The sequence below is a fragment of the Bradyrhizobium sp. WSM471 genome (assembly GCF_000244915.1).
GTDB lineage: Bacteria > Pseudomonadota > Alphaproteobacteria > Rhizobiales > Xanthobacteraceae > Bradyrhizobium.
Genome location: NZ_CM001442.1, coordinates 3,791,535 through 3,816,349 on the forward strand (window position 1 = coordinate 3,791,535; position 24,815 = coordinate 3,816,349).

Genomic DNA, 24,815 nt, shown 5'->3' on the forward strand with positions numbered 1-24,815 from the left:
GATGGCCAAGGACACCACCGGCCGCTTGCACGTCCAGGTCAAGACCCACGGCAAGCGCAAATTGTCGTCGAAGCTCTGGCTGGAGCGGCAGCTCAACGACCCCTATGTGGTGAAGGCGAAGGCGCTGGGCTATCGCTCGCGCGCCGCCTTCAAGCTGCTCGAGATCGATGACAAATACCGGCTGCTGAAGCACGGCATGGCGGTGGTCGATCTCGGTGCGGCGCCGGGCGGCTGGAGCCAGATCGCCGCCAAGCGCGTCGGCTCGGTCGACGGCAAGGGCAAGGTCATCGCGATCGACCTGCTGGAAATCCCCGAGATTGCCGGCGTCGAGTTCGCGCAGCTCGACTTCATGGACAATGACGCGCCGGGCAAGCTCAAGGCCATGCTCGACGGCGGCGGTGCCGACGTCGTGATGTCCGACATGGCTGCCAACACGACCGGTCACCGCAAGACCGACCAGCTCCGCATCGTCGGCCTGATCGAGACCGCCGCCGCGTTCGCCTGCGATGTGCTGAAGCCGGGCGGGACTTTCCTGGCGAAGGCGTTCCAGAGCGGCGCCGACGCCGAGTTGCTCGCTCAACTGAAGCGCGATTTCGCAACGGTGCGTCACGTCAAGCCGGCCGCGAGCCGTGCGGATTCCTCGGAGCGCTATGTGCTGGCGACGGGATTTCGGGGCGGGGCGACGGAATAGCAACAAACTCCGTCATTGCGAGGAGCTCTTGCGACGAAGCAACCCAGACTGTCTCCGCGGAGGGATTCTGGATTGCTTCGCTTCGCTCGCAATGACGAGATGGGCTACCCCAGCCGCTGATCCCTCACGTCCTGCGTATCCTCGGTCGCCGCCTTGACGGCCGCCTTGGCCGCGCCCTTGCCAGCACCTTTGCGGCTCGCGATCTCCACCGCTTTGCGGCCGGAGACTTCGTGGCCGGCATCGGCGGGCATCTGCCAGAAGAACCAGCTCGACGCCGCCGAAGTCAGGGCGACCACGACGAAGGCCGGCGCGAACACGGTGGCGTTGAGCTCGCTGGCGTGGCTGAGCCACATCGTCGTCTCCACGGACGCGGCGCCGACGGCGACGCCGGCCGAGACCGCGAGCTGCTGGTTGACGCTGACGAGTGTGGTGGCGCGGCTCATCTGCGCGTGCTCGACCTCGGCATAGGCGACCGTATTGATCGCGGTGAACTCGAGCGAACGGAAGAAGCCGCCGACCACCAGGATGATCATGATGATCAGCAGCGGCGTCGTCACGGTGAAGAGCGCACAGGCGGCGAGGAAGACGGCACTGATGATTGCGTTCACCGTCATCAGGTTGCGGAAGCCGAAGGCGCGGATGATGCGTGCGGCCAGCGCCTTCATGCCCATGGCGCCGAGCGAGGAGCCAAACGTGACGAGGCCGGACTTGAACGGCGAGAGGCCGAAGCCGATCTGCATCAGCAGCGGCAACAGGAATGGCAGCGCGCCGATGCCGAGCCGGAACATGAAGCCGCCGAGAACGGCGGCGCGTAGCGTCGGCAGCCTCAGCAGCGTGAAGTCCAGCACCGGCGACCCCGTTCGCCGCGCGTGAAGGACATACAGCGTCATCGAGATCGATCCGCCGACGACCAGGGCGGCAACCGTGCTCCACGGCAGCAGATTGAGTCCGGCAACCGACAGCCCGAAGGCAATGCCGGCGAGCCCGAGGCCGGCGAGCACCATGCCGTAGAGGTCGAACGGCTCTCGTTCCTCGCTCTTGATGGGATCGATGAAGCGCAAGGCCATGAAGATGCCGAGCAGCCCGATCGGGATGTTGATCAGGAAGATCCAGTGCCACGACGCATAGGTGGTGATGAAGCCGCCGAGCGGCGGCCCGATCACGGGGCCGATCAGGGCAGGGACCGTCACCCACGCCATGGCATTGACCAGCGCACTCTTGTCGACCGACCGCAACAGCACGAGCCGCCCGACCGGCGTCATCATCGCCCCGCCCATGCCTTGCAGAATGCGCGCGAAGACGAAATCGGTGACCGATGTCGAGAGCGCGCAGCCGACAGAGCCGACCATGAAGACGCCGACGGCAATCGCAAACACCATGCGCGCGCCGAACCGGTCGGCGGTCCAGCCGCTCGCCGGGATGAACACCGCAAGCGACAGCAGATAGGAGGTGATCGCGAGCTTGAGCGTCAGTGGGCTGGTGCCGATGTCGGCCGCAATCGCGGGCAGCGACGTGGCGATCACCGTCGAGTCCATGTTCTCCATGAAGAGAGCAGTGGCCACGATCAGCGGGATGACGCGTTGCTTGTCGACCATGACGGATTGGCAATGAAAATCGGAAGGAAGGGCGAGAATTGCGGCTTATCACCGCCACGGGGCCGCGACCATGGCGGATCGACGCATGGCACCTAAATTCTCTGCGAGGGCGACGGTGGGCGCCGGGACGCGTGACGTGCTCGCTGCGGCGCCCGATGGGACTACACCAGTTGGATCTGCGCGTGATGTCCGGGAGCCGCGGCCAAGCGTCTGTCGCGCGTCAGCAGTGGTGTATCGAGCGCCTCGGCCAGCGCGACATAGGTGGCGTCATATGCAGTCAGATTGTTCCGTAACTCCCATATGCGCGGCAGAAGGAAATCGTGGGGGTATCGCCGCAGGGACAGGTCCGCCAAGTCGGCGAGGGCCATACGCCCACGCTCGACGTTGATCTCCCTGTTGGCGGCATAGCGCTGGATCACTTGGGCGACCTCGACGTCGAGCAAATGAGGGGCGTGCAGTGTTTGATGAGGGGCGAACAGCCGCTGTTCCACCGTTGCCGCTGCGGGCGTCCGTAGAAGGACTTCAAGCAGGGCCGAGGCATCGACGACAATCACGCGCGATCACGCTCCGCGCGAACCGCTTCAGCCGGGGCGATCGAGGGCATGGTTTCGGTGCGGCTGCGCAACCGCGCCCGCAACTCGTCGAGCGTCGGCCGTTCCGCCACCTGCCGAATTTCGCTGAGCAGATAGTCCGACAGCGACATGCCTGCCAGCGCAGCCCGCGACTTCAGCCGACGATGCAAGGCGTCCGGGACGTTGCGGATCTGAATCATCGTTGTCATGCGATCAGCATAGAAACATGTGCTGCACATGTCAAAGTGTCTCAGCCCAGCTTCTCAGCGCCTTTTGATCCGCGGCGAATTTGCCAAAGTACCTGTGCATGGCTGGCCGGCGGTCCGATTTGCTTTGATTCGTCGCCCGCCCGTGCTATCGACCCGCGTCAACCCCACCGATGGGCTCCGATTCTCCGGCGTTGCCGCAAGGTACGCCGAGGGCGGCGCTCATCCATAGCTATTTGCGGCAGGGCCGCGGAAGGAGTTGGCACATGGCCACCGTGCAACAAGGCATTCGCGAAGCCCTCACGTTCGACGACGTGCTGCTCAAGCCGGGCCTGTCGGACGTCATGCCGGGCGAGGTCGACATCCGCTCCCGTGTCACCCGCGCCATTCCGCTAAATATCCCGATCATGGCTTCCGCCATGGACACGGTCACCGAAGCCCGCATGGCGATCGCGATGGCGCAGGCCGGCGGCATCGGCGTCATCCACCGCAATTTCGATCCCGAAGGGCAGGCCGCCCAGGTGCGGCAGGTCAAGCGCTACGAGTCGGGCATGGTGGTGAACCCGCTCACCATCAGCCCCGACGCCACGCTGGACGACGCGCTCAAGCTGATGAGCGATCACGGCATCTCGGGCATTCCGGTTGTCACCGGTGCGGGCAAGTCCACGCCGGGCAAGCTGGTCGGCATTCTCACCAACCGCGACGTCCGCTTCGCCACCGACCGCCAGCAAAAAATCTCCGAACTGATGACGCATGAAGGTCTCGTCACGGTGCGCGAGAATGTCAGCCAGGACGAGGCGCGGCGGATGCTGCATCAGCACCGCATCGAGAAGCTGCTCGTGGTCGACGAGCAATATCGTTGCGTCGGCCTGGTCACCGTGAAGGACATGGAGAAGGCGGTCGCCCATCCGCTGGCCTGCAAGGACGCGCAGGGCCGCCTGCGCGTCGCCGCCGCCACCACGGTCGGTGATAGCGGGTTCGAGCGCACCGAGCGGCTGATCGATGCGGGCGTCGATCTCGTCGTGGTCGACACCGCGCACGGCCATTCCCGTCACGTGCTCCATGCGGTCAACCGCATCAAGCGCCTGTCCAATTCCGTGCAGGTCGTTGCCGGCAACGTCGCGACCTCGGAGGGCGCGCAGGCGCTGATCGATGCGGGCGCGGACTGCATCAAGGTCGGCATCGGTCCGGGCTCGATCTGCACCACGCGCATCGTCGCCGGCGTCGGCGTGCCGCAGCTCACCGCGATCATGGATGCGGTCGAGGCGGCGAAGAAGTCCGACATCCCCGTCATCGCCGACGGCGGCATCAAGTTCTCCGGCGATCTTGCCAAGGCGCTTGCTGCCGGTGCCGACATCGCCATGGTCGGCTCGCTGCTCGCCGGCACCGACGAGACGCCAGGCGAAGTGTTCTTGTGGCAGGGCCGCTCCTACAAGGCCTATCGCGGCATGGGCTCGGTCGGCGCGATGGCGCGCGGCTCGGCCGACCGCTACTTCCAGCAGGACATCAAGGACACGCTCAAGCTCGTGCCCGAAGGAATCGAAGGCCAGGTGCCTTACAAGGGCCCGGTCGGCAACGTCATGCATCAGCTCGCGGGCGGCTTGCGCGCCGCGATGGGCTATGTCGGCGCAAAGGACATGAAGGACCTGCACGACAAGGCCCAGTTCGTCCGCATTACCGGCGCGGGCCTGCGCGAAAGCCACGTCCACGACGTCACCATCACGCGCGAGGCGCCGAACTATCCGGGCGGGGGTTAGGCGCTCCACATTCCGCTGTCATGCCCTGGCTCGACCGGGGCATGACAGCGCCTGTTGGGTTTGCTTCATTCCCATCCACCTCCTAAATGATTGCGACAAAGCAATCTGGAGGAAGCCATCATGTCCCAAGGCAAACGCATCGTTCTCGCCGCGCGTCCCGTCGGCGAGCCAAAGCCGTCCGATTTCCGCATCGAGGAATTCGCCGTGCCGACGCCTGCCGCAGGTGAAGTCCTGCTGCGCACCATCTGGCTCTCGCTCGATCCCTATATGCGCGGGCGCATGAGCGACGGTCCGTCCTACGCGACGCCGGTGCCCGTCGGTGGCGTGATGGAAGCCGGTACGGTCTGCGAGGTCGCAGCCTCCAACAATCCGAACTTCGCCAAGGGCGACATCGTGCTCTCGCGCGCGGGCTGGCAGACGCATGCGATCTCCGACGGCAAGGGGCTGAACAAGATCGACCCGAAGCTCGCGCCGATCTCGACGGCTATCGGCGTGCTCGGCATGCCCGGCATGACCGCCTACACGGGCCTGCTCGATATCGGCAAGCCGCAGCAAGGCGAGACCGTCGTCGTCGCCGGCGCCTCCGGCGCGGTCGGTTCGGCCGTGGGACAGATCGCGAAGATCAAGGGCGCACGCGCGGTTGGAATCGCCGGCGGCAAGGACAAATGCGATTACGTCGTGAAGGAGCTCGGCTTCGATGCCTGCATCGATCACCGCGATCCCGATCTCGCGGCGAAGCTGAAGGACGCCTGCCCGAAGGGCATCGACGTCTATTTCGAGAATGTCGGCGGCGCCGTGTTCGAGGCGGTGTTCCCGCTGCTCAACGCGTTTGCGCGCGTACCGGTCTGCGGCCTCATCGCCCACTACAACGACACTGAAGCGAAGCCGCCGAAATGGGCCGCCAGCATGATGCGCGCGACCCTGACCAAGCGGCTGACCTTCCGCGGCTTCATCGTCTCCGACTTCGCCTCCCGCCATGGCGACTTCCTGCGCGACATGTCCGGCTGGGTCCGCGAGGGCAAGGTCAAGTACAAGGAGTTCGTCACCGAGGGCCTGGAGAGCGCGCCCGAGGCCTTCATGGGGCTTCTGAAGGGGGCCAATTTCGGGAAGCAGCTGGTGCGGGTCGGGCCGGACAAAGCTTGATCCGCCGCGCTCGGCCCCCCCCTCTGAGGGTCGAGTATGATTAACAAAGAGTGACCGATCGGCCACACCCGCCCGTAAAAACCGCAGGTGTGACCCTCGGTTCATTGACGGGCAGGCGAAGGCATTGAATCATTGCGCATATTTCAGGTGCGATGATGTTAGAGCTTGTTGTTTTCTGCGTAATCCTGCTGGCCGCCGGTTATTGGGCGACGATGTTTGTCATGGGCCGTCGCGACGACGTCATCCATGGCAAGTTCGTTCATACCGAGGACGCCAGCGCGTTGGCGCAATCCGCGATGCCCACGCCCATGCCGCCATTCCCCAAGCGCCCGGTCAAAGCCGCGCGGCCTGTCAATGTTCCGCCCGCCAACACCGGGGCCAAGCCGGTGGACAGCGACGCGCTGCAGTCCTTGCTTGCCGCGATCCAGCAGGATCTCAAAAGCGTAGCTTGAGCAGCGATGGGCAGCGCTAATGCTCGCCGCCCATCTGGGCGAGCAGCTCCTCGATATCAATATCGACCTGGCCGGCGGCCCTGACGTGGCGAACCTCGAAGCCGTCGGGCTGGAAGCGGTACTCCACAAGGCCGACCTCCTTGATCGCGATCCGGTCCTGGCGCGCATCGTTGATCTTGAAGCCGGCCGACGGCGCCCAGACGTGGCGGGTGTGGCGCCAGGTGAAGTCGCGCCGCTGGTGCACGTGACCACTGGCGATGATGCGCAGGTCGACATGTGCAAACATCTCGATCAGCCGCGCGCGGGCCGGCTGCGGCACGTAGCGGATCGACGTCTCCGGCGTCTCGGGGTCGTCGGGCCCGTTGAGAAATACCGGCTTGTGCACGAACAGCGCGATCGGCTTGCCGTTCGCGCGCGAAACTTCCGAGGCGAGCCAATCGAACTGCTCGGCCTCGAAGGCGAGCCCTGAATTCATCACCAGCGAGTTGAGGCCGATGAAGCACCAGCCCGCGGCCTCGAACGACCAATGGTCCTCGCCGATGATCTCGCGGAATTGCTGGCGATGGGCTTCCGCGACCGGCGGCTTCGGCGCAGGGCCGATCGCGGTCGGATTGTCGCCGATGTCGTGATTGCCGGGGATGTAGCGGCAGGCGACGGGCAGGGCATCGTGCAGGCCCTTGGCGAATTCGACATCGTCGCGACTGGTCGGCCCGTCGAACGAGACGTCGCCGGTGTTGACGACGAGATCGGGCCTATCGGTGTCGATATGCGCGCTCAGCGCCTGGAAGTTGGCGATCAGGCCGGGGAAGCGCCGGCCAAGATGGGTGTCGGAGATCTGCGTCAGGCGAAATACGGACATGGATTGATCATAGGCGCCGCCCGACGTCGGAACGATGACGGCGCACCCACGGTCAGCGATCGAACAATGTTTAAAGCACGCGATAGCGGATCATGTAGGCGTCCTGCGGCGCGGCGGGGCTCGCCAGCGGCGAGGCGATGCGGTCGGCGAGGTGCCAAGGGCCGAACTGAGGGCCGAACTGAGCGCCGGGCTGTTCGGAGCGATGCGGCTCGGCCGGCAGGCGGAGGCGAAATTCGAAAGTGCCCTTGCCGGGCAGGTTCACGACCAGCATGCGGTCCGCGGTGCGGTGGTTGAGTGCCACCGCGCCGCGCAGCACGGAGCGGCCATCACCGAGCTCCCGCACGCCGTCAATCAGTGCCAACGTCTGGTTACGGTCGGTATGCAGCTCGATCTGGGTGTCGGACGACGCCGCCAAGGTCTCCCTGGGCATGCGGATCTCGAACTCGACCGCGGGTTTCGAGGGATTGAGGCCGAGATAGGCCAGCGCGGCATGGCGCATGTCGTAGGCGGCAAAAGCGAACAGAGCGAGGGCGGCGAGCGCAGCGAGGCCATGCCTGAGGACATCGCGCCAGGTCCGATAGCTCATTCGGAAGTAGACCGTCATTGCCAGCGCCACCGCAAGCGCCGTCGCGATGCCTGCCAGCGCCGACATCAGGATGCCGAACTGGCCGTCGGCGGACTCGGTCAACGCGCCGGTCAGGCTGGCGATCTGGCTGAAGAGGGTGTTCATGGCGGTCTCTCGCCTTGCGCGCCCCAAGGGGCAATATCGCTTTAGCTGTCGGCAGTTGGTCGCCTCATCGGGAACGCCGGTTCAACTGGTTGATTGTCAGGAGCAGCGGTGACCGCTAATGGACGCTAGCTGTGGCTTCCGCCCGATGGGAAATCCCGGGAAATTTCGATGTCCGTTCAAATGGTTTTGCTGCCGGTCTTCGTGCAGGTCGGTCTCACCTTCGCGCTCCTGATCGCCATGGCGATGGGACGCCGGCGCGCGCTCGTCTCCGGCGAGACCAAGAGCCGTGACATTGCGCTCGGCGAGCCCAACTGGCCCAAGGGCGCCACACAAATCGCCAATTGCTACCGCAACCAGTTCGAACTGCCGGTGCTGTTCTACGCCCTGATCGCGCTGGCGCTCCCGTTGCGCCATGCCGATCTGTTCATCGTGCTGATGTCCTGGGTGTTCGTGGTGACGCGCTTCGTCCATGCCGGAATTTTCGTCTCCTCCAACAATCTCGGCCGCCGCTCCACGATCTGGCTCGCCGGCGTGCTCGTCCTGCTCGCGATGTGGATCTACTTCGCGTTGAAAATGCTGTTGCTGATCTAGCCGCTACTCGCCGATCCTGATCTGAAAGATTCAAATGACTCCCGCTGCCCGGCTGTCCGCAGCCATCGAACTGATCGACACCATCGAGAAAGACCGCGTGCCCGCGGCCAAGGCGCTGAAGGAGTGGGGCACCGCGCACCGCTTCGCCGGCTCGGGCGACCGCGCCGCCATTGCCGGCCTCGTCTGGGACGTGCTGCGCCGCTACGCCTCGAGCGCGTATCTGATGGATTCGGACACCGCGCGTGCGCGGCTGATCGGCATGCTTCGCCTCGAGCGCAACATGGACACGGCCACAATGGCCGCGCTGTTCGATGGCAGCCGCTTTGCCCCCGCGCCGTTGACCGAGGCCGAGCAGGCCGCGCTCGCCTCGCGGTCCCTTGAGAATGCCCCGGCCGCGACCGCCGGCGACTATCCGGAATGGCTGGATCCTTATTTGGCAAAAGCGTTCGGCGACGAGCGCGTTGCGGAGGCGGCCGCGATGGCGAGCCGGGCGCCGCTCGACCTGCGCGTCAACACGCTAAAGTCCAATCGCGACAAGGCGCTGGCGGCGCTTGCTCATCTTCATGCGAAACCGACGCGGTGGTCCGCAACCGGCCTGCGCATCGAGCTTTCGGCCGATGCGCGCAACCCCGGTATCCAGGCCGAAGAGGACTTCATCAAGGGCGCCATTGAAGTGCAGGATGAGGGGTCGCAGCTTGCGGCTGCCTTGACCGCGGCAAAACCGGGCGAGCAGGTGATCGATCTCTGTGCGGGAGCCGGCGGCAAGACGCTGGCGCTCGCCGCGATGATGCAGGGCAAGGGCCGGCTGATCGCGACCGACAGCGACAAGCGGCAGCTCGCGCCCATCCACGAACGCCTGTCGCGCGCCGGCGTCCACAATGCCGATGTGCGCACGCCCAAGGGCGAGGCCGATCCGCTGGCCGAGATCAGCGCCACCGCCGACCTCGTCGTGATCGACGCGCCCTGCACGGGAACCGGAACCTGGCGCCGCAACCCCGATGCCAAATGGCGCATGCGCCCGGGCGCGCTCGAGATCCGCTTGCGGGACCAGGCTGCGGTGCTCGATCGCGCGGTTCCGCTGGTCAAGGCCGGCGGCCGCATCGCCTATATCACTTGCTCGGTACTTTCAGAGGAGAACGGCGAGCAGGTGAGGGCGTTCACCGCCCGCCATCCCGAGTTCGCGGTGGTGCCGCCCGAGCAGACCGCGAGCGTGCTCTGGGATAAGGCGGAGGAGTTTGCACAAACCGCGCTGCGATCCGCCGAAGGCTGGCTGATGACGCCGCGGCGGACGGGGACGGACGGGTTCTTCGTCTCGGTGCTGAAGAAATCGTAGCGTCATCGCCGCTCTTGGCGGGTGCGGCGGCCCCAAACAAAAACCCCGCGAACCGGAACCCGGTCGCGGGGTTTTCTAACTTGACGTTCTGCCGGTACGTCCGTGGTCAGAACGGTGCGCGGGCTTTAGCCGACGCGGAGATTGTCGGCCGAGGACTTGCCGCTGCGACGATCGGCGACGATGTCGAACGAGACCTTCTGACCTTCGTTGAGGGTCGAGAGGCCGGCGCGCTCGACGGCGCTGATGTGCACGAACACGTCCTTGTCGCCGTCATCCGGCTGAATGAAACCAAAACCCTTTTGATTGTTGAACCACTTCACGGTGCCCATAGCCATGGGAATTTCCTTTGCTTAAGAAGTTAACACGCGGACCGGTACGCACTATTGCGCCCATAGTCCTGATCAGTCGATGTTGGAGAAATCATCTGAAGCGTGCGCGCCCGTCAGCAACGAAGCGAAGCGGCCCAGTCGTTCGGCCAAGTATCGATGATCACAATATAGCGAGATTTTGGGGCCACTTCAAGGCACCACCCGTCGCTCGGGATGTGGCCGAATTTTGCTATTTTGCGGTGCAAATTAACCCTCCCGGGCGCCTCAATCGACGATAAACAGCGTCGCCCCCGTCGCCGTCGAGGACCGGTGCGCGGCGTCGCCGAAATCCGAGACCTGGTAGCTCATCCCCGCCGTAAGCTTGAACTTGCGGCCGTCGCGCAGCTCGCTGTCGAGCTCGCCCTGCAGCACGTAGAGCACGTGGCCGCGATCGCACCAATGATCGGCGAGATAGCCCGGCGAATATTCGACCATCCGCACTCGGAGGTCGCCGATGTCGACCGTGCGCCACTGCGCTTGCCCGGTCTCGCCGGGATGGATGGTCGGCTCGACCTTGCTCCAGTCGGTGACGGTGAAGGGGGAGGTGGGAAGCTTCATCTGGAATCCTGTGTCAGAGCCGCGCCGGTGTTGTTAGCGCATGTGCTCGCCACAGTCTCCGTCATTGCGTCGCTGCGCCCGCACTGACGCGCTTGGGGCATGCCCCGCGCCTAACTCCCGCTGTCATCGCCCGCGAAGGCGGGCGATCCAGTATTCCAGAGGCCGCAGTGATTGAAGCGATAGGCCGCGGCGTACTGGATTCCCCGCCTTCGCGGGGAATGACAGGGTGCGCGAGCGTCAATGTGGCAAATGATTCGCCGAGCCCTGCACGATCTTTCCGGCCGCATTCACCCGCAGATATTCGCAGATCCGCTTTCCCCGCTCGTTCTCGTAGAGCACCGCCACGCTGTCAGGGCTGACGAACAATTCGATGAGCGAGAAATGCAGGTTCGGCAATAGCCCGAGCGCCTTGCCCCAATAGGCGCGCAACACATCCTTGCCGCGCACGGTACCGCTTTCATCGAACCCCATCGCGGGGATGCGGTCCGAGGTCATGACGACGTCGTCGGCATAGAGCGTGAGCACGCGTTCGAGATCTCGGGCGTTCCAGACCTCGATCCAGGTCCGGCCGAGCTCGGCAAGCGTTGATGGCTGATGGTGCTGTGACATGGCGGTCTCCCTGATTGCTCCTGTGTGACGCGGAGCACATTAGGTCAATAATACTGACCTATCTCCATTTGTCCATGCCCAAAGAAGAATGTGGGCGCGCGGCCCGCGCGGTTGCGGGCAGGGGCGCGGTCGCGTATTTGCTTGCCATGACAGCAGCACAGACCGACCGCTCCGCGTCGACGCCCTCGGTGGCCTCGGCGCATGACAAGATTCTCATCGTCGACTTCGGCAGCCAGGTGACGCAGCTCATTGCGCGTCGCGTGCGCGAGGACGGCGTCTATTGCGAGATCGTCCCGTTCAACAAGGCCGAACAAGCCTTCAACGAGATGAAGCCGAAGGCGGTGATTCTCTCCGGCGGCCCTGAGTCGGTGCATGAGGCGGGCTCGCCCCGCGCCCCGCAAGCGATCTTCGATTCCGGCGTGCCGGTGATGGGCATCTGCTACGGCCAGATGACCATGGCGGAGCAGCTCGGGGGCACGGTCGAGGGCGGCCATCACCGCGAATTCGGCCGGGCCGATGTCGAGGTGAAAGCGTCGAGCAAGCTGTTCGAGGACGTCTGGTCACCCGGCGGCAAGAACCAGGTCTGGATGAGCCATGGCGACCGCATCACGAAAATGCCGCCGGGCTTCTCGGTGGCCGGCACCTCGCCGAACGCGCCCTTCGCGATCATCCAGGACGAGACACGCAAATATTATGGCCTGATGTTCCACCCGGAAGTGGTGCACACGCCGGACGGCGCCAAACTGATCCGCAATTTCGTCCGCAAGATCGCCGGCCTTTCCGGCGATTGGACCATGCGCGCCTTCCGCGAGGAGGAGATCGCCAAGATCCGCGCCCAGGTCGGCAAGGGCAGGGTGCTCTGCGGCCTGTCCGGCGGAGTCGATTCCGCGGTCGCGGCCGTGCTGATCCACGAAGCGATCGGCGAGCAGCTCACCTGCGTGTTCGTCGATCACGGCATGCTGCGTCTCCACGAAGCCAAGACGGTGGTCGACCTGTTCCGCCACCACTACAACATCCCGCTCGTGCACGTGGATGCCTCGAAACAGTTCTTGGGTGAACTCGAAGGCGTCACCGATCCCGAGACCAAGCGCAAGACGATCGGCCGTCTCTTCATCGAGGTGTTCGAGGCCGAGGCCAAGAAGATCGGCGGCGCCGACTTCCTTGCCCAAGGCACGCTCTATCCCGATGTGATCGAGAGCGTCTCCTTCACCGGCGGCCCGTCGGTGACGATCAAGTCGCACCACAATGTCGGCGGTCTCCCTGAGCGCATGAACATGAAGCTGGTCGAGCCCCTGCGCGAGCTGTTCAAGGACGAGGTGCGCAAGCTCGGCCGCGAGCTGGGCCTGCCCGAAATCTTCGTCGGCCGCCACCCGTTCCCGGGCCCCGGCCTCGCCATCCGCTGCCCCGGCGACATCACGCGCGAAAAACTCGATATCCTGCGCAAGGCCGACGCCGTCTACATCGACCAGATCCGCAAGCACGGCCTCTACGACGACATCTGGCAGGCGTTCGCCGTGCTGCTCCCGGTGAAGACGGTGGGCGTCATGGGCGACGGCCGCACCTATGATTTCGTGGTCGGCCTGCGCGCCGTCACCTCCACCGACGGCATGACCGCGGACTTCTACCAGTTCGACATGAAATTCCTTGGCGAGACCGCCACGCGCATCATCAACGAGGTGAAGGGCGTGAACCGGGTGGTGTATGACGTGACCAGCAAGCCGCCGGGGACGATTGAGTGGGAGTAGGGGATCTCAACGGTAGGTCGTCGCTCATCAGCTGTTTTCATCCCAGAGAGGCGGCGCCGCATTAGCCATGGGATTTGGCGTATTCATCCATCGATCGGACTCGATCTACGATGACAGCCCGGCTGAACGCTATCAGTTTCCCAGCCAGTACTTGCGTCGCGTTGAAGCCTGCGTCGGCAACTGGATCATTTACTATGAACCGAGCAAGATAGCCGAAACGCGCGGCTACTTTGCGATTGCGAAGGTACGGCAAGTTATTCCCGATCCCGGCACGCCGGGGATGTACCTTGCTTTGATTGAGCCGGGCAGCTATTTCGATTTCGCCAATCCTGTTCCATTCAGCAGTCCCTCTGGTCCTGTGGAGCGCGGCGTCTTAAACGAGCAGGGACGAATTTCAGGACGTGCTCAGTCTGCGGTCCGTCCAATCTCTCCAGACGATCTCAATACAATATGCGGACTTGGTTTGGCGGAGAATGCGCCGCTGCTGCCGCGGCGCGACGAGGACTTCCACTCACTCGATCTCAACGAGGAGCAGACGACGTTCAGCTTCGACCAACAGCGCGAACGTGTTAACCTGACAGTATCGAGAATCTTGCGTGATCGAGTTTTCCGCCGCATCGTGCTCCGCGCCTATGATGAGCGATGCGCTATTACCGGGCTAAAGCTCATCAATGGGATGGGCCGTGCAGAGGTCGCAGCCGCTCACATACGACCTGTCGAGGCACACGGGCCCGACATCATTAGCAATGGCATCGCTCTTTCTGGCACCGCGCATTGGATGTTCGATCGCGGTCTCATTAGCCTGGCGGACAATCTCGAGATATTGGTCTCGCGCCACACCAACGATCCGGACGGAGCGCGATCGATCATCAATAATACTGGGCATGCACTTGCGCCGCGACGGATATCGGATCGTCCACATCCGCATTTCCTAAAATGGCATCGCGAGCATTGCTTCAAGCAATAGGCGGTACCGGAGAAGCCTAAGACGGACAGACCGCAGCAGAATCCGTCGCATTTGCGGTGGTCTACATCGACCAGATCCGCAAGCACGGCCTCTACGACGACATCTGGCAGGCCTTTGCGGTGGCTCCCCGTCAAGACCGTCGGCGTCATGGGTGACGGCCGCACCTACGAGTTCGTCGTGGGCTTGATAGCGGCGCTGTCGCCCATTGGCCTTTGGTGGTGCCATCGGAGCAATGCTCTGCCACTCGCCAATTAGACCCGCTTTGGTGCAGACGTCCCTGCGCGGATGACGGATGCTAGGAGGGTATCTCCTGTGCGATCTCCCACATATGACCGGATGGGTCGGAAAAGGCGGCGGTGCGGCGACCCCAGGGACGATCGATAGGGCCGTTCACTAGTTCCACGCCGCTTTGCCGGAGCCTTACGCAGGCATCATCGACATCGCTGACTCGAATGGTCATGAGCATGCGAGGTCCGGCGCTCGAAGCAGCCGGCATCAACGGCTGGACGAGCTGCAGTGCCTCCGTCTCCTGAAGCAAATTGACCATGACACCACCAAGCCCGATCACGCTGCATACCGCGTCGGAATAGATAGGCTTGGCGTCGAACACGGCCTCGTAGAATGTCCTCGCGCGCGCGAGGTCGTCAACGAAGAGGGTCACGCACTCTAGATTGTTCAAGCTTTTCATTCGCGGGCCTCGGTTGACCAGTCAGTCGAGTTTCTTCTGACAAAAGATAGCAACGTATTTGAAAATAATGAAGCAGCGCCACGATCGCGTCTGGCGGCGTACCGAACGGAGAATGCCTTGTTGACCGACACGGGACTGGAGTCACGGTGTCAGTGCACACAACTTCCGCCGCCCTAAGTGCAAGGATGGGTATCGCTGCGCTCCACCTCATCCTGCGAGCTGCCGCGAGGGTCGCGTCTTGAAGCCGGCGAACCAAAGCTATATGTTCAACAATATGCCGATTTGTTCAACATGAGGGAGCGCCATGGCAGGAGTTTCGTCAAAACGGCCGGCGGCGCGAAGTCGGCGGCGGTCGCCGGGCAGTGGCCTTACGGGCGGGGCGCGGCGGCCAAAGCGCGTCCAAGGTGACGCAAAAGGCGAAATCCAGCTCGGCAGCGTACGCGTGGAGGCGGTGATGCGGGCCGCCGAGCAATCCGGTCTCCTCAGTAGGAAGAGCGGCCGGATCGCCGGCCGCGTCAGTCCGGCGCTGATCAGGCAAGCCAAACGGCAGACCGGAATCGTGGCCGATACGGACCTGATCGAGTTTGCTCTGGCCAGCATCGCTCTGGAGGACAATTTCGCCGAGGACTTTCGGAAGTCACGAGGCAAGGTCGATCCTGATCTGAAACTCGGCTTCTGACGTGGCGGAGTTCGATTTCGACGCCGCATGCAGGTGGGCCCGGTTCAACCCCAAGCGAACGCTCGCCCGGCGTCATGACAACGTCCTTCCGTTCGTCGCCGCCGGCCAGATCGGTGGGCAGGGGCTCTTGCTCGACACCTGCGTCTACATCGACCAGATGCAGGCGCGCGCGCCAGCTCTGCTGGAAGAGCTCATCGCGCATCGCCAGGTCAATCATTCGTCGGTTGCCATTCAGGAATTGATGCACACTGTCGGCGTGCTGAACCCGGCTGACAAGCGGACCCCGCGGGTCACCGCCGAGATTGGCAAGCGGATCAAGGCGATGCCGCCCCATCGAATCTTTACGCCAGACATCGAGGTGCTCGGCAGAGCAGCGCTGCTGTCGGGAATCCTCTGCCGGCTCCAGGGCTACGGGAACGATCTGAAGCTTCGGGCGCTCGGGGATAGTGTGCTGTTCCTCCAGGCGCGGAAGCTCGGCCTTGTCGTGCTGACGACGAATATTGGTGACTTTGATATCCTGGTCCAGCTCATGCCCGGCGGGCGGGCACTGTTCTATCGGCAGATATGAGGCTTCCGACGACCGCTGATTCTCTACCAACCGTTCATGCTCGCGGAGCCCATTGCACAAACGGAAATACGGTGGCTCCGTTTCGGTCGGTTCTGTACCATCATGGTCCATGATGGTACCTGGCGGCGAATCGAACGGAGAATACCTTGTTGACCGATACGGGACTTCCGAAGCTCAAGCGTGGCAAGACGCTTTGCAAGCGCGGCGACCGCGACGGCATGTACGTTGCCGTCCCGCCCATCAATGGGCGTAAGCAGATCCGGGAAAGTGGTCACCACACCATCGAGGTGGTGCGTTGATGCGCGCCGCGTTGAAAGTGGTGATGGCCGCAACATTTGCCATGCCGGCTGCGGTGGCTCTGGCGAAGTCTCCGGACTGCGCGAGTTGGCCCACCAACATGGCCCTCGTGCACCTCAAGAACGCCGGCCTGATTGATATCCCATCAGTGGTCGAGGCGCAGACCAAGGCCGTTCGTCTCGCATCCGAAAAGATCGGCAAGGACCTCTACCTGCAGGTTTACGACATCACGTTTCACACCAAGGATGGCAAGACAATCGAGGTCATCACGAAAAACCAAGCATCAAGCGAAGAATGCTCGATGAGCGGCGTCGACGTCTATTTGGTCTCGAAGAAAATCGGCGGGTCGGCGGAGCTGCCATCTGACGGCACGCCTAAAAAGTGATCCGGCAGCACCGGAAGCTCAAGAACTGCAACTGACCCGCAGCGGATGCGTAGGGCGGATTACGCTTCGCTAATCCGCCCTTCGATCTCTGTCAGGGCTTCACGAACCGATAGGCGAAGCGATCGGTCTTGCCCTTGATCGCGGGATCGAACACCTTGATCGAATGCGGATCGTCCTTGTTCGCGAGCAGGGTGCTTTCCGCGTCCAGCACGAAGCCGGCCGCCTCCACCTCCTCGCGAACGGAGGCAGGCTCGATCCGATGCAGTGACTGGGCGTCGCTCGCGCCGGCGCCGAGCGCGGCGGCGTGGTCTATGATGACGTAGGACCCGCCGGGCTTCAGCCGCTCGTAGACGGCGCGATTGAAGCGCGCCGCCGTCGCGCCCCTGGCCTGGATCAGCGCGGTGTGGAGATCGTGGTAGAACAGGTGCAGCCACAGGACGTCAGCTGCTTGCGTCGCTTGCGGCATCGCCACGAGGTCCCCCGACACGGCTTCGACGTTATCTCGACCCGGCTCCTTCGCGAGCGACCGCATGAGGCCGAGCGGATCGTTCTTGAAGTGCGCGACTTCGGCCGGCACGAAGCTGTAGACTCGTCCGTCGGCCCCCACGATCTCGGAGAAGAGACGGGTCCAGTCGCCGTCGCCCGGGTAAACGTCGATGACGGTGGAGCCCGCATCGATGCGTGCGAACTGGATCAACTCGGCTAGCTTGGATTGGTCGTACATCGGGATCTCCTTTAGGCCGGGGCATTCGATGCGCGCGCGGCTCGCGCCAGTGCTTGCGTGTCGACGTACTCCCGGATGTTCGTCAGTCTGCCGTTTCGAACGGTGATGGCGAACACCCAGTCGTCCCTAAACGTCTTGTTCGTGGCTTTGATCTTTCCCTTTGCGAGGCCGACGACCAGGACCCGGTCTCCTTGCGCGACGAACTCCCGGGCTCCCGTGGACGTTTCTACCGACTTGGATGCCGTCTCAAGCAGATCCGTCACCCCCTCGTGCCCGCGGTGCGTTCCGGCCAGCGGCCAGCCCTCGCCGGGGATGACCCACTCGATGTCTTCGGTGACCATCGCGAGCAGAGCCTCGCCGTCGCCGCGGCCGATCGCGGCGAAGAAGTCCTTCACGGTCTGGATGTTGTTCTCGATGCTCATGGGAATTTCTCCATCTCGCACGGATCGGATCGCACGCGATCCGATCCGTGCCTCGTAGCCTTGCCGGTGGGCACGGCGTGAATTCGACCAGTCCTTTGATGTCGCGGTCAGACCTGCGCCATGCCGCCATCGACGGCGAGATCCACGCCGGTGATGTAGGAACTTTCATCGGAGGCGAGGAACGTGACGGCAGCCGCGATTTCCTCCGGCTTGCCCCTGCGACCCATCGGGACCTGTGACGCAAATCCGGCGGCGGCTTGCTCGGCTTGCTCGCGGGTCAAGCCCGTCGTCGTCTCCAGGGCGGGGGTCTCGGTTGGCCCGGCGCTCATCGTATTGACGCGGATTTTGCGGTCTTTCAGCTCCAGCGTCCAGGCGCGCGAGAAGCTGCGCACCGCCGCCTTGCTGGCGGCGTAGACGCTGAACCCTGGCAGCCCCTTCACGTTCGAGACCGAAGAGTTCAGGATGATCGAACCGCCGTCCCTGAAGAGGGGGAGGGCCTTCTGCACCGTGAAGAACAGCCCCTTCACGTTGACGTCGAAGGTCTGGTCGAAATGGGCCTCGGTCGCTGCCGCGAGCGGCGCGATTGTCCCCGCGCCCGCATTCGCGAAGAGAATGTCGATGTGACCATGTTTCTCTTTCACGACGGCATAGAGCCGGTCCAGATCTTCCAGGCGCGACACGTCGCCGACAACCGTCGTCACGTTTCTCTCGATGAAGGCCGCGGCCTCCTTCAGCTCCTTCTCGCGTCGCCCGGTGATCACCACATGCGCACCTTCGTCCACGAAGCGCTTGGCTGTGGACAATCCAATGCCGCTGCTGCCGCCGGTGATGACTGCGATCTTGCCTTCCAGTTTTTTCATGATGTTTATCTTTCGTTGTGTGTGGGCCAGGCGCGGGACCGCGCCGGGGTCAGAGTTGCGCCAGGCCGCCGTCGACGGCGACTTCGCTGGCGGTCATGAAGCTGCTGTCCGACGAGGCGAGAAAGGCAGCCACGGCCCCGATCTCCGCGGGATCGGCCATGCGCTGCAGCGGAGTCATCGCGGCGAACATCTTCTGTCCCTCCTCGCCGAGCGCTTCCTTCGCGAGTTCGGTCGCAGTCGCCCCGGGCGACAGCACGTTGACCCGGATGCCGCTGCCCTTCAGGTCCTCCGCCCAGGTCCGCGCGAGGTTGCGCACGGCCGCCTTGCTGGCGCTGTAGGCGCTCATGGCCGGGGCGCCCGTGGTGCCTGCGCTCGATCCGGTCAGGATGATCGAACCGCCCCGGCGCATCAGCGGTAGCGCCTTCTGCACCGTGAAGATCGTCCCCTTCACGTTGGTGCCGAAGGTTTCGTCGATGTGCGCGGCGGTGATCTTGCCGAGCGCAAGCTGGCTTCCCGCTCCGGCATTGGCGAAGACGATGTCAAGGGTACCGCGTTCGGCCTTCACCGCCGCGTAGAGCCGGTCGAGGTCGTCCTCATCGGAGACCGAGCCCTTCACCGCGCGGGCATTGGATCCGAGGGCGGCAACAGCTGCGTCGAGCGCTTGCTGTCGGCGGCCGAAGATGAAGACGAAGGCGCCGTCTTCGATGAAGCGCTTTGCCGCAGCGCGGCCGATGCCGGTCGCGCCACCCGTGATGACTGCAACCTTGCCGTCAAGCTTTCCCATGATTTCTCCTGTCGTGGTGCCGGGACAGCATCTGCCCCCGACGTCCCCGACATAGGTCCGCCGGCGTCAGGCGTTGAGTGCGGAAGCGCGCACATCGGTGGTGCGAAATCGATCCGGCTGCACGATCGACGCCAGCCGCGACGGCCGGTGTCTGCCGTTGGGAAGGGCTGCGCCTGCCGGAACGGGCTATGATGACCGCCCGTACTGCGGTACGAGGCATCCGGAGGGCTTGAAAGGCGCACCGCGCGGTGCGGGATTGCACCATGATCGACTGGGATGACGTTCGCTACTTTCTGGCCGTCGCGCGCGGAGGCTCGGTGCGGGCTGCGGCCGAGCAGCTCGGTGTGAACCATGCGACCGTGCTGCGGCGCATCGCCCAGCTCGAGGAACGCCTCGCCGTCCAGATGTTCGAAAAGCTACCCTCGGGCTACCGCCTGACGGCTGCGGGCGAGGAGGTCCTCGAATTCGCGGACCAGATGGAAGCCTCGTCGCACCAGCTGGAGACGCGCGTCTTCGGGCGCGACCAGAGTGTGCGCGGGCGTCTGCGGGTGACGCTGGCGCCGCCGCTCGCGACACATTTGCTGATGCCTGATTTCGCCGACTTCGCGCGTCTGCATCCGGACATCGAGATGGATATCCTGTCGTTCGGCGAGCTGGTCAATTTGACCAACCGGGAGGCCGACGTCGCGATCCGCGTCGTCTACGACCGCAAGACCCTGCCGCTCAATCTTCACGGTGTGAAGGGACCGGAGCTGTTCGGCGCCGTCTACACGTCTAGGGATCGGCTGACCGCGTGGCGTGCCGGCGCGCCTGATCCCTTCCGCTGGATCGTCATCAGCATTCACGGCATCCCGGACTGGGCCAGCGCGGGTGAGGTTCGCGCCGCGGGCGTTCCATTCAGGACCTCAGACGCCGGGGCGCAGATCGCTGCTGTCCGGCAAGGGCTGGGGATTACGACACTGCCGTGCTTCGTCGGCGATGCCGACCCGCTGCTGGTGAGGGTGCCGGGCACCGAGTTGCACATGTACGGAACGGTCTGGCTCCTCACGCAGGGCGAGACACGCAAGACCAAGCGCGTGCGGCTGTTCACCGAGTTCGTATCCCGCAGGCTCGCCGCGTACGCGCCGCTTCTTGCGGGACTGTCGGTGGCGCGCGACTGAGGCGCGGCAGGTCGGCGACGGAAAGGTTGGCCTCGACAGATCAGTGCGTTATCGTGCTTCAGAACAATCGAGTGGGAGTAGGGTTGTGACTGCTATTCGTCCAGCATCGGTTATTTCCTGGAGAGGCAGCGCCGCTTAGGTCATGGGATTTGGGGTATTCATCCATCGATTGGACTCGATTTACGATGACAGCCCAGCTGAGCAGTACCAATTTCCCGGTCAGTATCTCAGCCGCGTCGAAGCCTGCATCGGCGATTGGATTATCTATTACGAACCAAGGAAGGTCGCTGAGACGCGCGGCTACTTTGCGATTGCTCGCGTTCAGCAGGTTATTCCCGACCCGGGTACTTCGGGGATATATCTTGCTCTGATGGAACCCGGAAGTTACCTCGATTTTGCCAATTCGGTGGCTTTCAACGGGCCGACCGGTCTAGTGGAACGGGGCGTGCTGAACGCGCAGGGACGAATTTCAGGGCGTGCTCAGTCTGCGGTCCGCGCAATCTAACCCGACGATTTCAATCGAATATTCGAGCTTGGATTCTCGGAGACTGCGCCGATGCTGCCGCGCGTTGATGCTGATGTTCAATCTCAATTCGGCGAAAAAGAGCAGGCGCCCTTCAAATTCGAGCAGCAGCGGGATCGTGTCAGTCTTACGGTATCGAGAATTTTGCGCGATCGGTTTTTCGTCGCATTGTATTGCGCGCCTACGACGAACGTTGCGCCATTACCGGGCTGAAGCTCATAAACGGAATGGGGCGCGCAGAGGTCGCGGCGGCGCATATACGGTCTGTGGAGGCAGATGGGCCGGACATCGTGAGCAATGGCATCGCTCTGTCCGGTACCGCTCATTGGATGTTCGATCGTGGCTTGATCAGCTTGGCGGATGATCTGAAAATACTGATCTCGCGCCAGACAAACGATCTGGACGGAGTCCGAGCGGTAATCAACAAGACTGGCCGCGCGCATGAGCCAAAGCGACTATCAGATCGGCCTCATCCGCATTTTTTGAAGTGGCACCGCGAGCATTGCTTCAAACATTGAACACGTAGGAGGGCTGTCGCTTCGTTCCGCGCGAACAGTGACGGTCAGGGTCGATCCGTGCCATACCGCAAGATCGGTCGAGCAAGTCATGGCCGTCAGCGACTAGATGGAGCCGCCACGGAGGAGGGACGATGAAGGCGGCGCTGCAAAGCTATCGGGACCGGATGCGACGGGTGCTGGACCATATCGACCGACATCTCGACGGCGATCTGGATCTGGACACGGTGAGTGCTGTTGCGGCCTTCTCGAAGTTTCATTTCCACCGGCAGTTCTCGGCGACCTTCGGACTATCAGTGCATCGTTATGTCCAGCTGGCCCGCATGAAGCGCGCGTCGCATCAGCTGGCCTATATGGACGCCCTTGATGTCACGGAGATTGCGATGGATGCCGGTTACGACGCACCGGATGCCTTCGCCCGCGCCTTTCGGCAACGGTTCGGGCAATCGCCGTCGTCGTTCCGGAAGTCTCCCGACTGGGAGCCGTGGCTTGCGGCCTTAGGGCCTCTCGACAACGCCAGGAGCAAGCTCATGCAGAAAACGTTTACCACCGACGACGTGACGATCCGCGATGTGCCCCCTACGCCGGTCGCGATCATGGAGCATCGGGGAAGCCCTGAGACACTTGGTGACACGATCCGGCGGTTCATCGCGTGGCGCAGGGCCGCCGGCCTGCACCCCAGGACAAATCCCACCTTCACTGTTTGGCATTCCGAGGGGCGTCCGGCGCAGCAGGACGAATACAGCATCGACCTTTGTGTCGGGACCGACCAGCCGATCGCGGCGAACGGCGAAGCGATCAAGACCGGCGAGATCCCCGGCGGACGCTGCGCGGTGCTGCGCGTCGTCGGCTACACCGACAATCTGGAGCCTGCCGCGCTCTTTCTTTATCGTGACTGGCTTCCGGCCAGCGGCGAGGAAGCCCGCGACTTCCCGGTCTATTGCCAGCGGCTGAGCTTCTTCCCCGAGGTGCCGGAGCACGAGACCGTCGCGGACGTTTTTCTGCCGCTGAAGTAGCGTCCTCGAATCCAGACATCGAATACTCCATAATATAAGACTTGACTTATATTAGTGTGGGTCGATATTGATCCTTGCACGCGACAAGGAGGAGCTCCATGGAGATCGACGTCGTCAGGGTATTGGGGCTGGTTACGCGTTCGGTGAGGAATTTCGAGAAGGACGGGAAAGCGGCCAGTGCGGTGACACTGACGCGGCTTTACGAGACCAGCGTCGACGATCTCTGGGACGCAGTGACCAGCCAGCAACGCATTCCGCGCTGGTTCTTGCCGGTCGAGGGAGATCTCCAGATCGGTGGAAAGTACCAGCTCAAGGGGAATGCCGGCGGCACCATCACGGCGTGCACGCCGCCAACCCATTTCGCGGCGACCTGGGAATTCGGCGGCGCGATGAGCTGGATCGATGTCAAGCTGACGGCAGAACGAAGCCAGGCGCGGTTGACGCTTGAGCACACCGCGATGATCGAGGATCATTGGGAGCAGTTCGGTCCAGGGGCGGTCGGGATCGGTTGGGATCTCGCCATTGCGGGGCTGGAGCGATATGTTGCGACCGGGGCATCGGTCGACCATGAGACGGCCGAGGCATGGATGGGCTCTCCCGCGGGCAAGGAATTCATGACCAGTAGCGGCGAGTATTGGCGCGCGGCGCATGTCGCAAGTGGCGTGGATCCTGCCTCCGCGAAACAGCGGTCGGACCGTACCATCGCTTTCTATCGCGGCGAGCCGCCGCCCGACGTCGCGCATCCGGGCACAGGAAGCTGATGCAAATCTTCGAGGTCCTCGCCGACCCCGTCCGCCGTCGCATCCTCGAGCTGCTTGCGCCCGGCGAGATGGCGTCCGGCGAGGTCGTCGAAGTGATCGGAGCCGAGTTCGGGATCACGCAGGCCGCCGTGTCGCAGCACCTCAAGGTGCTGCGCGAGAGCGGCTTCGCGACGGTTCGTGCGGAGGCGCAACGGCGGCTCTATTCGGTCGATGCTGCGGGGCTTCAAGCGGTGGATGCATGGGTCGGTCAGTTCCGCAATTTCTGGGAGCCGAAGCTGGATGCGCTGGCGACGGAAATCGCGCGCGGCAAACGCGAGCGTCGGAATGCTCCGATGACCAAGCGGAGCGGGAAGCGGGCATGAAGGCATCGCGGCAAAGGCCCCGTAGCATCGCGCCGCTTCAGTGAGGCACGAAAGCCGCCGCCAAAACAGCAAGCATACCAAAGCTGGCGATATTCCAGAACAGCGAGCGGACGAGCGGTATGCCGGATAGGTAAAGCGCGGTGTAGGCGATGCGTCCGCCAAGATAGGCGATCGATCCCCAATAAGTCAGCTCATTGTGAACGCCTGCGGCGTGAGAGATGAGGATCGCGGCGGCAAAGAATGGAAACGTCTCCATGTAGTTGCGGAAATTTCGGTTGAGCCGGCCGGGGATGGGCTTGAGCGGCGGCATCTCGGTGTCGCGCGGACTCGCAGCCCATCTGAGGCCGTACTGCAGGTTCGCGGCTTGCGCGGCGGCGACAAGCTGTACGAAGCCCCAGACGATCGCGGCGGCCAGCATCGATAGCTCGAAGCTCATCGCCATTGGCTGTCCCCCAATCTGCAAGAAATCAGCGCGATCCCGGGTGCCATTCCGGGAGTTTGGGAATCTCGGGATCGAGATGATCCCAGGCATATCCGCGCGAGCAGAACAGCACGACGGACGGTTTGAACGTGCTGGCATCGTCCAGCGTGCCGACATAGATGCCGATGAACTCCGGCTTCTCGTCCGGCTTGTTGTAGATCGGCGAGCCGCAGTTCGGACAGAACCCCTTGCGCTTGACTGCGCCGCTGTCGGCAGTGCGTGCGATTTCGCGCACCTCGCCTGTCACCGAGACTGCGCTGCGCGCGAACACGAAGATGGAGCTGTGGCCGCTGCCGGTATCGCGCTGACAGTCGCTGCACTGACATTGGAAGCCGCGGACCGGCGCGGACGCACTGGTGTAGCAAACCGCGCCGCAGGCGCAACGACCTGAATATGTCATTCGTCTCCCTCCCG

31 protein-coding genes and 2 pseudogenes are annotated in these 24,815 nt (G+C 63.5%); 18 read left to right on the forward strand and 15 right to left on the reverse strand.

Going from position 1 to position 24,815, the window contains the following annotated elements:
* Position 1: 1 nt before the first annotated feature.
* Positions 2-691, forward strand: a complete 690-nt coding sequence (locus BRA471DRAFT_RS16585) for an RlmE family RNA methyltransferase (RefSeq protein ID WP_007609132.1) — start codon at positions 2-4, stop codon at positions 689-691.
* Positions 692-795: 104 nt separating this feature from the next.
* Here BRA471DRAFT_RS16585 and BRA471DRAFT_RS16590 read toward each other — a convergent pair whose 3' ends face one another.
* From BRA471DRAFT_RS16590 to BRA471DRAFT_RS16600, 3 genes are all read right to left on the reverse strand, one after another.
* Entirely contained in the window at positions 796-2,286 is a 1,491-nt protein-coding gene (locus tag BRA471DRAFT_RS16590; protein ID WP_007609135.1) for an MFS transporter, read from the reverse strand.
* Between the two features lie 161 nt (positions 2,287-2,447).
* Positions 2,448-2,840, reverse strand: a complete 393-nt coding sequence (locus BRA471DRAFT_RS16595; protein WP_007609137.1) for a type II toxin-antitoxin system VapC family toxin — start codon at positions 2,838-2,840, stop codon at positions 2,448-2,450.
* Complete coding sequence (locus tag BRA471DRAFT_RS16600) at positions 2,837-3,067, reverse strand: hypothetical protein (RefSeq protein ID WP_035974028.1); 231 nt, start codon at positions 3,065-3,067, stop codon at positions 2,837-2,839. The genes BRA471DRAFT_RS16595 and BRA471DRAFT_RS16600 overlap by 4 nt, the downstream gene beginning before the upstream one ends.
* A 263-nt stretch (positions 3,068-3,330) precedes the next feature.
* Here BRA471DRAFT_RS16600 and guaB point away from each other — a divergent pair, with 263 nt between their 5' ends.
* From guaB to BRA471DRAFT_RS16615, 3 genes are all read left to right on the forward strand, one after another.
* The gene (gene guaB / locus BRA471DRAFT_RS16605; RefSeq protein ID WP_007609139.1) at positions 3,331-4,821 is read left to right on the forward strand and encodes an IMP dehydrogenase; all 1,491 of its coding nucleotides are present in this window, start codon (positions 3,331-3,333) and stop codon (positions 4,819-4,821) included.
* A 120-nt stretch (positions 4,822-4,941) separates the two neighbouring features.
* A complete protein-coding gene (locus BRA471DRAFT_RS16610; protein WP_007609140.1) occupies positions 4,942-5,964 on the forward strand; it encodes an NADP-dependent oxidoreductase in 1,023 nt (340 codons plus the stop codon).
* A gap of 155 nt (positions 5,965-6,119) precedes the next feature.
* Positions 6,120-6,416, forward strand: coding sequence for a hypothetical protein (locus BRA471DRAFT_RS16615; RefSeq protein WP_007609142.1), 297 nt, complete (start codon positions 6,120-6,122; stop codon positions 6,414-6,416).
* Between the two features lie 16 nt (positions 6,417-6,432).
* On the opposite strand, the gene BRA471DRAFT_RS16620 is transcribed toward BRA471DRAFT_RS16615, so the two are convergent.
* A complete protein-coding gene (locus BRA471DRAFT_RS16620; RefSeq protein WP_007609144.1) occupies positions 6,433-7,275 on the reverse strand; it encodes a metallophosphoesterase in 843 nt (280 codons plus the stop codon).
* Between the two features lie 70 nt (positions 7,276-7,345).
* The gene (locus BRA471DRAFT_RS16625; RefSeq protein ID WP_007609145.1) at positions 7,346-8,005 is read right to left on the reverse strand and encodes a hypothetical protein; all 660 of its coding nucleotides are present in this window, start codon (positions 8,003-8,005) and stop codon (positions 7,346-7,348) included.
* Between the two features lie 168 nt (positions 8,006-8,173).
* Here BRA471DRAFT_RS16625 and BRA471DRAFT_RS16630 point away from each other — a divergent pair, with 168 nt between their 5' ends.
* Positions 8,174-8,596: an MAPEG family protein gene (locus tag BRA471DRAFT_RS16630; RefSeq protein WP_007609147.1), complete on the forward strand. Its 423-nt coding sequence runs from the start codon at positions 8,174-8,176 to the stop codon at positions 8,594-8,596.
* 34 nt (positions 8,597-8,630) lie between these two features.
* Positions 8,631-9,929: an RsmB/NOP family class I SAM-dependent RNA methyltransferase gene (locus BRA471DRAFT_RS16635; protein ID WP_007609148.1), complete on the forward strand. Its 1,299-nt coding sequence runs from the start codon at positions 8,631-8,633 to the stop codon at positions 9,927-9,929.
* A 125-nt stretch (positions 9,930-10,054) separates the two neighbouring features.
* Here BRA471DRAFT_RS16635 and BRA471DRAFT_RS16640 read toward each other — a convergent pair whose 3' ends face one another.
* The 3 genes from BRA471DRAFT_RS16640 to BRA471DRAFT_RS16650 all read right to left on the reverse strand — a co-directional run bounded on the left by BRA471DRAFT_RS16640 (position 10,055) and on the right by BRA471DRAFT_RS16650 (position 11,464).
* Positions 10,055-10,264: a cold-shock protein gene (locus BRA471DRAFT_RS16640; protein WP_007592195.1), complete on the reverse strand. Its 210-nt coding sequence runs from the start codon at positions 10,262-10,264 to the stop codon at positions 10,055-10,057.
* 258 nt (positions 10,265-10,522) lie between these two features.
* Entirely contained in the window at positions 10,523-10,855 is a 333-nt protein-coding gene (locus BRA471DRAFT_RS16645; protein WP_007609149.1) for a DHCW motif cupin fold protein, read from the reverse strand.
* 237 nt (positions 10,856-11,092) lie between these two features.
* Positions 11,093-11,464 (reverse strand): nuclear transport factor 2 family protein, encoded by a 372-nt coding sequence (locus tag BRA471DRAFT_RS16650; RefSeq protein WP_007609150.1) that lies wholly within the window; start codon positions 11,462-11,464, stop codon positions 11,093-11,095.
* Positions 11,465-11,610: 146 nt separating this feature from the next.
* On the opposite strand from BRA471DRAFT_RS16650, the gene guaA reads away from it, so the two are divergent.
* The 3 genes and pseudogenes from guaA to BRA471DRAFT_RS38345 all read left to right on the forward strand — a co-directional run.
* The gene (guaA, locus tag BRA471DRAFT_RS16655) at positions 11,611-13,209 is read left to right on the forward strand and encodes a glutamine-hydrolyzing GMP synthase (RefSeq protein WP_083843322.1); all 1,599 of its coding nucleotides are present in this window, start codon (positions 11,611-11,613) and stop codon (positions 13,207-13,209) included.
* A gap of 67 nt (positions 13,210-13,276) precedes the next feature.
* Positions 13,277-14,176, forward strand: coding sequence for an HNH endonuclease (locus BRA471DRAFT_RS16660; protein ID WP_007609153.1), 900 nt, complete (start codon positions 13,277-13,279; stop codon positions 14,174-14,176).
* A 59-nt stretch (positions 14,177-14,235) separates the two neighbouring features.
* A pseudogene (locus BRA471DRAFT_RS38345) lies at positions 14,236-14,389 on the forward strand (GMP synthase (glutamine-hydrolyzing)); the annotation flags it as partial.
* Positions 14,390-14,471: 82 nt separating this feature from the next.
* Here BRA471DRAFT_RS38345 and BRA471DRAFT_RS16665 read toward each other — a convergent pair.
* The gene (locus tag BRA471DRAFT_RS16665) at positions 14,472-14,864 is read right to left on the reverse strand and encodes a VOC family protein (RefSeq protein ID WP_007609155.1); all 393 of its coding nucleotides are present in this window, start codon (positions 14,862-14,864) and stop codon (positions 14,472-14,474) included.
* Positions 14,865-15,318: 454 nt separating this feature from the next.
* On the opposite strand from BRA471DRAFT_RS16665, the gene BRA471DRAFT_RS16670 reads away from it, so the two are divergent.
* From BRA471DRAFT_RS16670 to BRA471DRAFT_RS16685, 4 genes are all read left to right on the forward strand, one after another.
* Positions 15,319-15,543 (forward strand): hypothetical protein, encoded by a 225-nt coding sequence (locus BRA471DRAFT_RS16670; protein ID WP_035974954.1) that lies wholly within the window; start codon positions 15,319-15,321, stop codon positions 15,541-15,543.
* Between the two features lies 1 nt (position 15,544).
* Complete coding sequence (locus tag BRA471DRAFT_RS16675; protein WP_007609159.1) at positions 15,545-16,111, forward strand: type II toxin-antitoxin system VapC family toxin; 567 nt, start codon at positions 15,545-15,547, stop codon at positions 16,109-16,111.
* A gap of 146 nt (positions 16,112-16,257) precedes the next feature.
* Positions 16,258-16,410: a hypothetical protein gene (locus BRA471DRAFT_RS16680; protein WP_007609160.1), complete on the forward strand. Its 153-nt coding sequence runs from the start codon at positions 16,258-16,260 to the stop codon at positions 16,408-16,410.
* Positions 16,410-16,793 carry a hypothetical protein gene (locus BRA471DRAFT_RS16685; RefSeq protein ID WP_007609168.1) on the forward strand — a complete coding sequence of 128 codons (384 nt, stop codon included), beginning with the start codon at positions 16,410-16,412 and terminating at the stop codon, positions 16,791-16,793. The genes BRA471DRAFT_RS16680 and BRA471DRAFT_RS16685 overlap by 1 nt, the downstream gene beginning before the upstream one ends.
* Positions 16,794-16,884: 91 nt before the next feature.
* Here the strand turns inward: BRA471DRAFT_RS16685 and BRA471DRAFT_RS16690 are convergent, their stop codons facing one another.
* The 4 genes from BRA471DRAFT_RS16690 to BRA471DRAFT_RS16705 form a co-directional block, all read right to left on the reverse strand.
* A complete protein-coding gene (locus BRA471DRAFT_RS16690) occupies positions 16,885-17,517 on the reverse strand; it encodes a class I SAM-dependent methyltransferase (protein ID WP_007609170.1) in 633 nt (210 codons plus the stop codon).
* Positions 17,518-17,528: 11 nt separating this feature from the next.
* Positions 17,529-17,939: a nuclear transport factor 2 family protein gene (locus BRA471DRAFT_RS16695; protein WP_007609172.1), complete on the reverse strand. Its 411-nt coding sequence runs from the start codon at positions 17,937-17,939 to the stop codon at positions 17,529-17,531.
* 107 nt (positions 17,940-18,046) lie between these two features.
* A complete protein-coding gene (locus BRA471DRAFT_RS16700) occupies positions 18,047-18,799 on the reverse strand; it encodes an SDR family NAD(P)-dependent oxidoreductase (protein ID WP_007609174.1) in 753 nt (250 codons plus the stop codon).
* A 49-nt stretch (positions 18,800-18,848) separates the two neighbouring features.
* The gene (locus tag BRA471DRAFT_RS16705) at positions 18,849-19,583 is read right to left on the reverse strand and encodes an SDR family NAD(P)-dependent oxidoreductase (protein WP_007609176.1); all 735 of its coding nucleotides are present in this window, start codon (positions 19,581-19,583) and stop codon (positions 18,849-18,851) included.
* 263 nt (positions 19,584-19,846) lie between these two features.
* On the opposite strand from BRA471DRAFT_RS16705, the gene BRA471DRAFT_RS16710 reads away from it, so the two are divergent.
* The 5 genes and pseudogenes from BRA471DRAFT_RS16710 (at position 19,847) to BRA471DRAFT_RS16730 (ending at position 23,920) form a co-directional block, all read left to right on the forward strand.
* Entirely contained in the window at positions 19,847-20,743 is an 897-nt protein-coding gene (locus tag BRA471DRAFT_RS16710; protein WP_007609177.1) for a LysR family transcriptional regulator, read from the forward strand.
* Positions 20,744-20,885: 142 nt separating this feature from the next.
* Positions 20,886-21,784, forward strand: a pseudogene (locus tag BRA471DRAFT_RS16715) (HNH endonuclease).
* A gap of 131 nt (positions 21,785-21,915) precedes the next feature.
* On the forward strand, positions 21,916-22,797 hold the full coding sequence (locus BRA471DRAFT_RS16720) for a GyrI-like domain-containing protein (RefSeq protein ID WP_007609178.1): 882 nt from the start codon (positions 21,916-21,918) through the stop codon (positions 22,795-22,797).
* A 98-nt stretch (positions 22,798-22,895) separates the two neighbouring features.
* On the forward strand, positions 22,896-23,558 hold the full coding sequence (locus BRA471DRAFT_RS16725; protein ID WP_007609181.1) for an SRPBCC family protein: 663 nt from the start codon (positions 22,896-22,898) through the stop codon (positions 23,556-23,558).
* Positions 23,558-23,920 carry a helix-turn-helix transcriptional regulator gene (locus BRA471DRAFT_RS16730; RefSeq protein WP_007609182.1) on the forward strand — a complete coding sequence of 121 codons (363 nt, stop codon included), beginning with the start codon at positions 23,558-23,560 and terminating at the stop codon, positions 23,918-23,920. Before BRA471DRAFT_RS16725 ends, BRA471DRAFT_RS16730 begins: the two co-directional genes overlap by 1 nt.
* 37 nt (positions 23,921-23,957) lie before the next feature.
* On the opposite strand, the gene BRA471DRAFT_RS16735 is transcribed toward BRA471DRAFT_RS16730, so the two are convergent.
* Together BRA471DRAFT_RS16735 and BRA471DRAFT_RS16740 are read right to left on the reverse strand one after the other, a co-directional pair.
* A complete protein-coding gene (locus BRA471DRAFT_RS16735) occupies positions 23,958-24,338 on the reverse strand; it encodes an MAPEG family protein (protein ID WP_231171123.1) in 381 nt (126 codons plus the stop codon).
* A 49-nt stretch (positions 24,339-24,387) separates the two neighbouring features.
* Entirely contained in the window at positions 24,388-24,801 is a 414-nt protein-coding gene (locus tag BRA471DRAFT_RS16740; RefSeq protein WP_007609184.1) for a GFA family protein, read from the reverse strand.
* Positions 24,802-24,815: the final 14 nt, after the last annotated feature.

Excerpts from the sequence above, each read along its gene's own strand:
- BRA471DRAFT_RS16725 (WP_007609181.1), top strand. The coding sequence starts at position 22,896 with ATGGAGATCGACGTCGTCAGGGTATTGGGGCTGGTTACGCGTTCGGTG.
- BRA471DRAFT_RS16600 (WP_035974028.1), bottom strand. The coding sequence starts at position 3,067 with ATGACAACGATGATTCAGATCCGCAACGTCCCGGACGCCTTGCATCGT.
- BRA471DRAFT_RS16710 (WP_007609177.1), top strand. The coding sequence starts at position 19,847 with ATGATCGACTGGGATGACGTTCGCTACTTTCTGGCCGTCGCGCGCGGA.
- BRA471DRAFT_RS16645 (WP_007609149.1), bottom strand. The coding sequence starts at position 10,855 with ATGAAGCTTCCCACCTCCCCCTTCACCGTCACCGACTGGAGCAAGGTC.
- BRA471DRAFT_RS16740 (WP_007609184.1), bottom strand. The coding sequence starts at position 24,801 with ATGACATATTCAGGTCGTTGCGCCTGCGGCGCGGTTTGCTACACCAGT.
- BRA471DRAFT_RS16695 (WP_007609172.1), bottom strand. The coding sequence starts at position 17,939 with ATGAGCATCGAGAACAACATCCAGACCGTGAAGGACTTCTTCGCCGCG.
- BRA471DRAFT_RS16705 (WP_007609176.1), bottom strand. The coding sequence starts at position 19,583 with ATGGGAAAGCTTGACGGCAAGGTTGCAGTCATCACGGGTGGCGCGACC.
- BRA471DRAFT_RS16630 (WP_007609147.1), top strand. The coding sequence starts at position 8,174 with ATGTCCGTTCAAATGGTTTTGCTGCCGGTCTTCGTGCAGGTCGGTCTC.
- BRA471DRAFT_RS16585 (WP_007609132.1), top strand. The coding sequence starts at position 2 with ATGGCCAAGGACACCACCGGCCGCTTGCACGTCCAGGTCAAGACCCAC.
- BRA471DRAFT_RS16620 (WP_007609144.1), bottom strand. The coding sequence starts at position 7,275 with ATGTCCGTATTTCGCCTGACGCAGATCTCCGACACCCATCTTGGCCGG.
- BRA471DRAFT_RS16670 (WP_035974954.1), top strand. The coding sequence starts at position 15,319 with ATGCGGGCCGCCGAGCAATCCGGTCTCCTCAGTAGGAAGAGCGGCCGG.
- guaB (WP_007609139.1), top strand. The coding sequence starts at position 3,331 with ATGGCCACCGTGCAACAAGGCATTCGCGAAGCCCTCACGTTCGACGAC.
- BRA471DRAFT_RS16640 (WP_007592195.1), bottom strand. The coding sequence starts at position 10,264 with ATGGCTATGGGCACCGTGAAGTGGTTCAACAATCAAAAGGGTTTTGGT.
- BRA471DRAFT_RS16590 (WP_007609135.1), bottom strand. The coding sequence starts at position 2,286 with ATGGTCGACAAGCAACGCGTCATCCCGCTGATCGTGGCCACTGCTCTC.
- BRA471DRAFT_RS16660 (WP_007609153.1), top strand. The coding sequence starts at position 13,277 with ATGGGATTTGGCGTATTCATCCATCGATCGGACTCGATCTACGATGAC.
- BRA471DRAFT_RS16730 (WP_007609182.1), top strand. The coding sequence starts at position 23,558 with ATGCAAATCTTCGAGGTCCTCGCCGACCCCGTCCGCCGTCGCATCCTC.
- BRA471DRAFT_RS16610 (WP_007609140.1), top strand. The coding sequence starts at position 4,942 with ATGTCCCAAGGCAAACGCATCGTTCTCGCCGCGCGTCCCGTCGGCGAG.
- guaA (WP_083843322.1), top strand. The coding sequence starts at position 11,611 with ATGACAGCAGCACAGACCGACCGCTCCGCGTCGACGCCCTCGGTGGCC.
- BRA471DRAFT_RS16665 (WP_007609155.1), bottom strand. The coding sequence starts at position 14,864 with ATGAAAAGCTTGAACAATCTAGAGTGCGTGACCCTCTTCGTTGACGAC.
- BRA471DRAFT_RS16625 (WP_007609145.1), bottom strand. The coding sequence starts at position 8,005 with ATGAACACCCTCTTCAGCCAGATCGCCAGCCTGACCGGCGCGTTGACC.
- BRA471DRAFT_RS16735 (WP_231171123.1), bottom strand. The coding sequence starts at position 24,338 with ATGCTGGCCGCCGCGATCGTCTGGGGCTTCGTACAGCTTGTCGCCGCC.
- BRA471DRAFT_RS16690 (WP_007609170.1), bottom strand. The coding sequence starts at position 17,517 with ATGTACGACCAATCCAAGCTAGCCGAGTTGATCCAGTTCGCACGCATC.
- BRA471DRAFT_RS16720 (WP_007609178.1), top strand. The coding sequence starts at position 21,916 with ATGAAGGCGGCGCTGCAAAGCTATCGGGACCGGATGCGACGGGTGCTG.
- BRA471DRAFT_RS16685 (WP_007609168.1), top strand. The coding sequence starts at position 16,410 with ATGCGCGCCGCGTTGAAAGTGGTGATGGCCGCAACATTTGCCATGCCG.
- BRA471DRAFT_RS16635 (WP_007609148.1), top strand. The coding sequence starts at position 8,631 with ATGACTCCCGCTGCCCGGCTGTCCGCAGCCATCGAACTGATCGACACC.
- BRA471DRAFT_RS16615 (WP_007609142.1), top strand. The coding sequence starts at position 6,120 with ATGTTAGAGCTTGTTGTTTTCTGCGTAATCCTGCTGGCCGCCGGTTAT.
- BRA471DRAFT_RS16650 (WP_007609150.1), bottom strand. The coding sequence starts at position 11,464 with ATGTCACAGCACCATCAGCCATCAACGCTTGCCGAGCTCGGCCGGACC.
- BRA471DRAFT_RS16700 (WP_007609174.1), bottom strand. The coding sequence starts at position 18,799 with ATGAAAAAACTGGAAGGCAAGATCGCAGTCATCACCGGCGGCAGCAGC.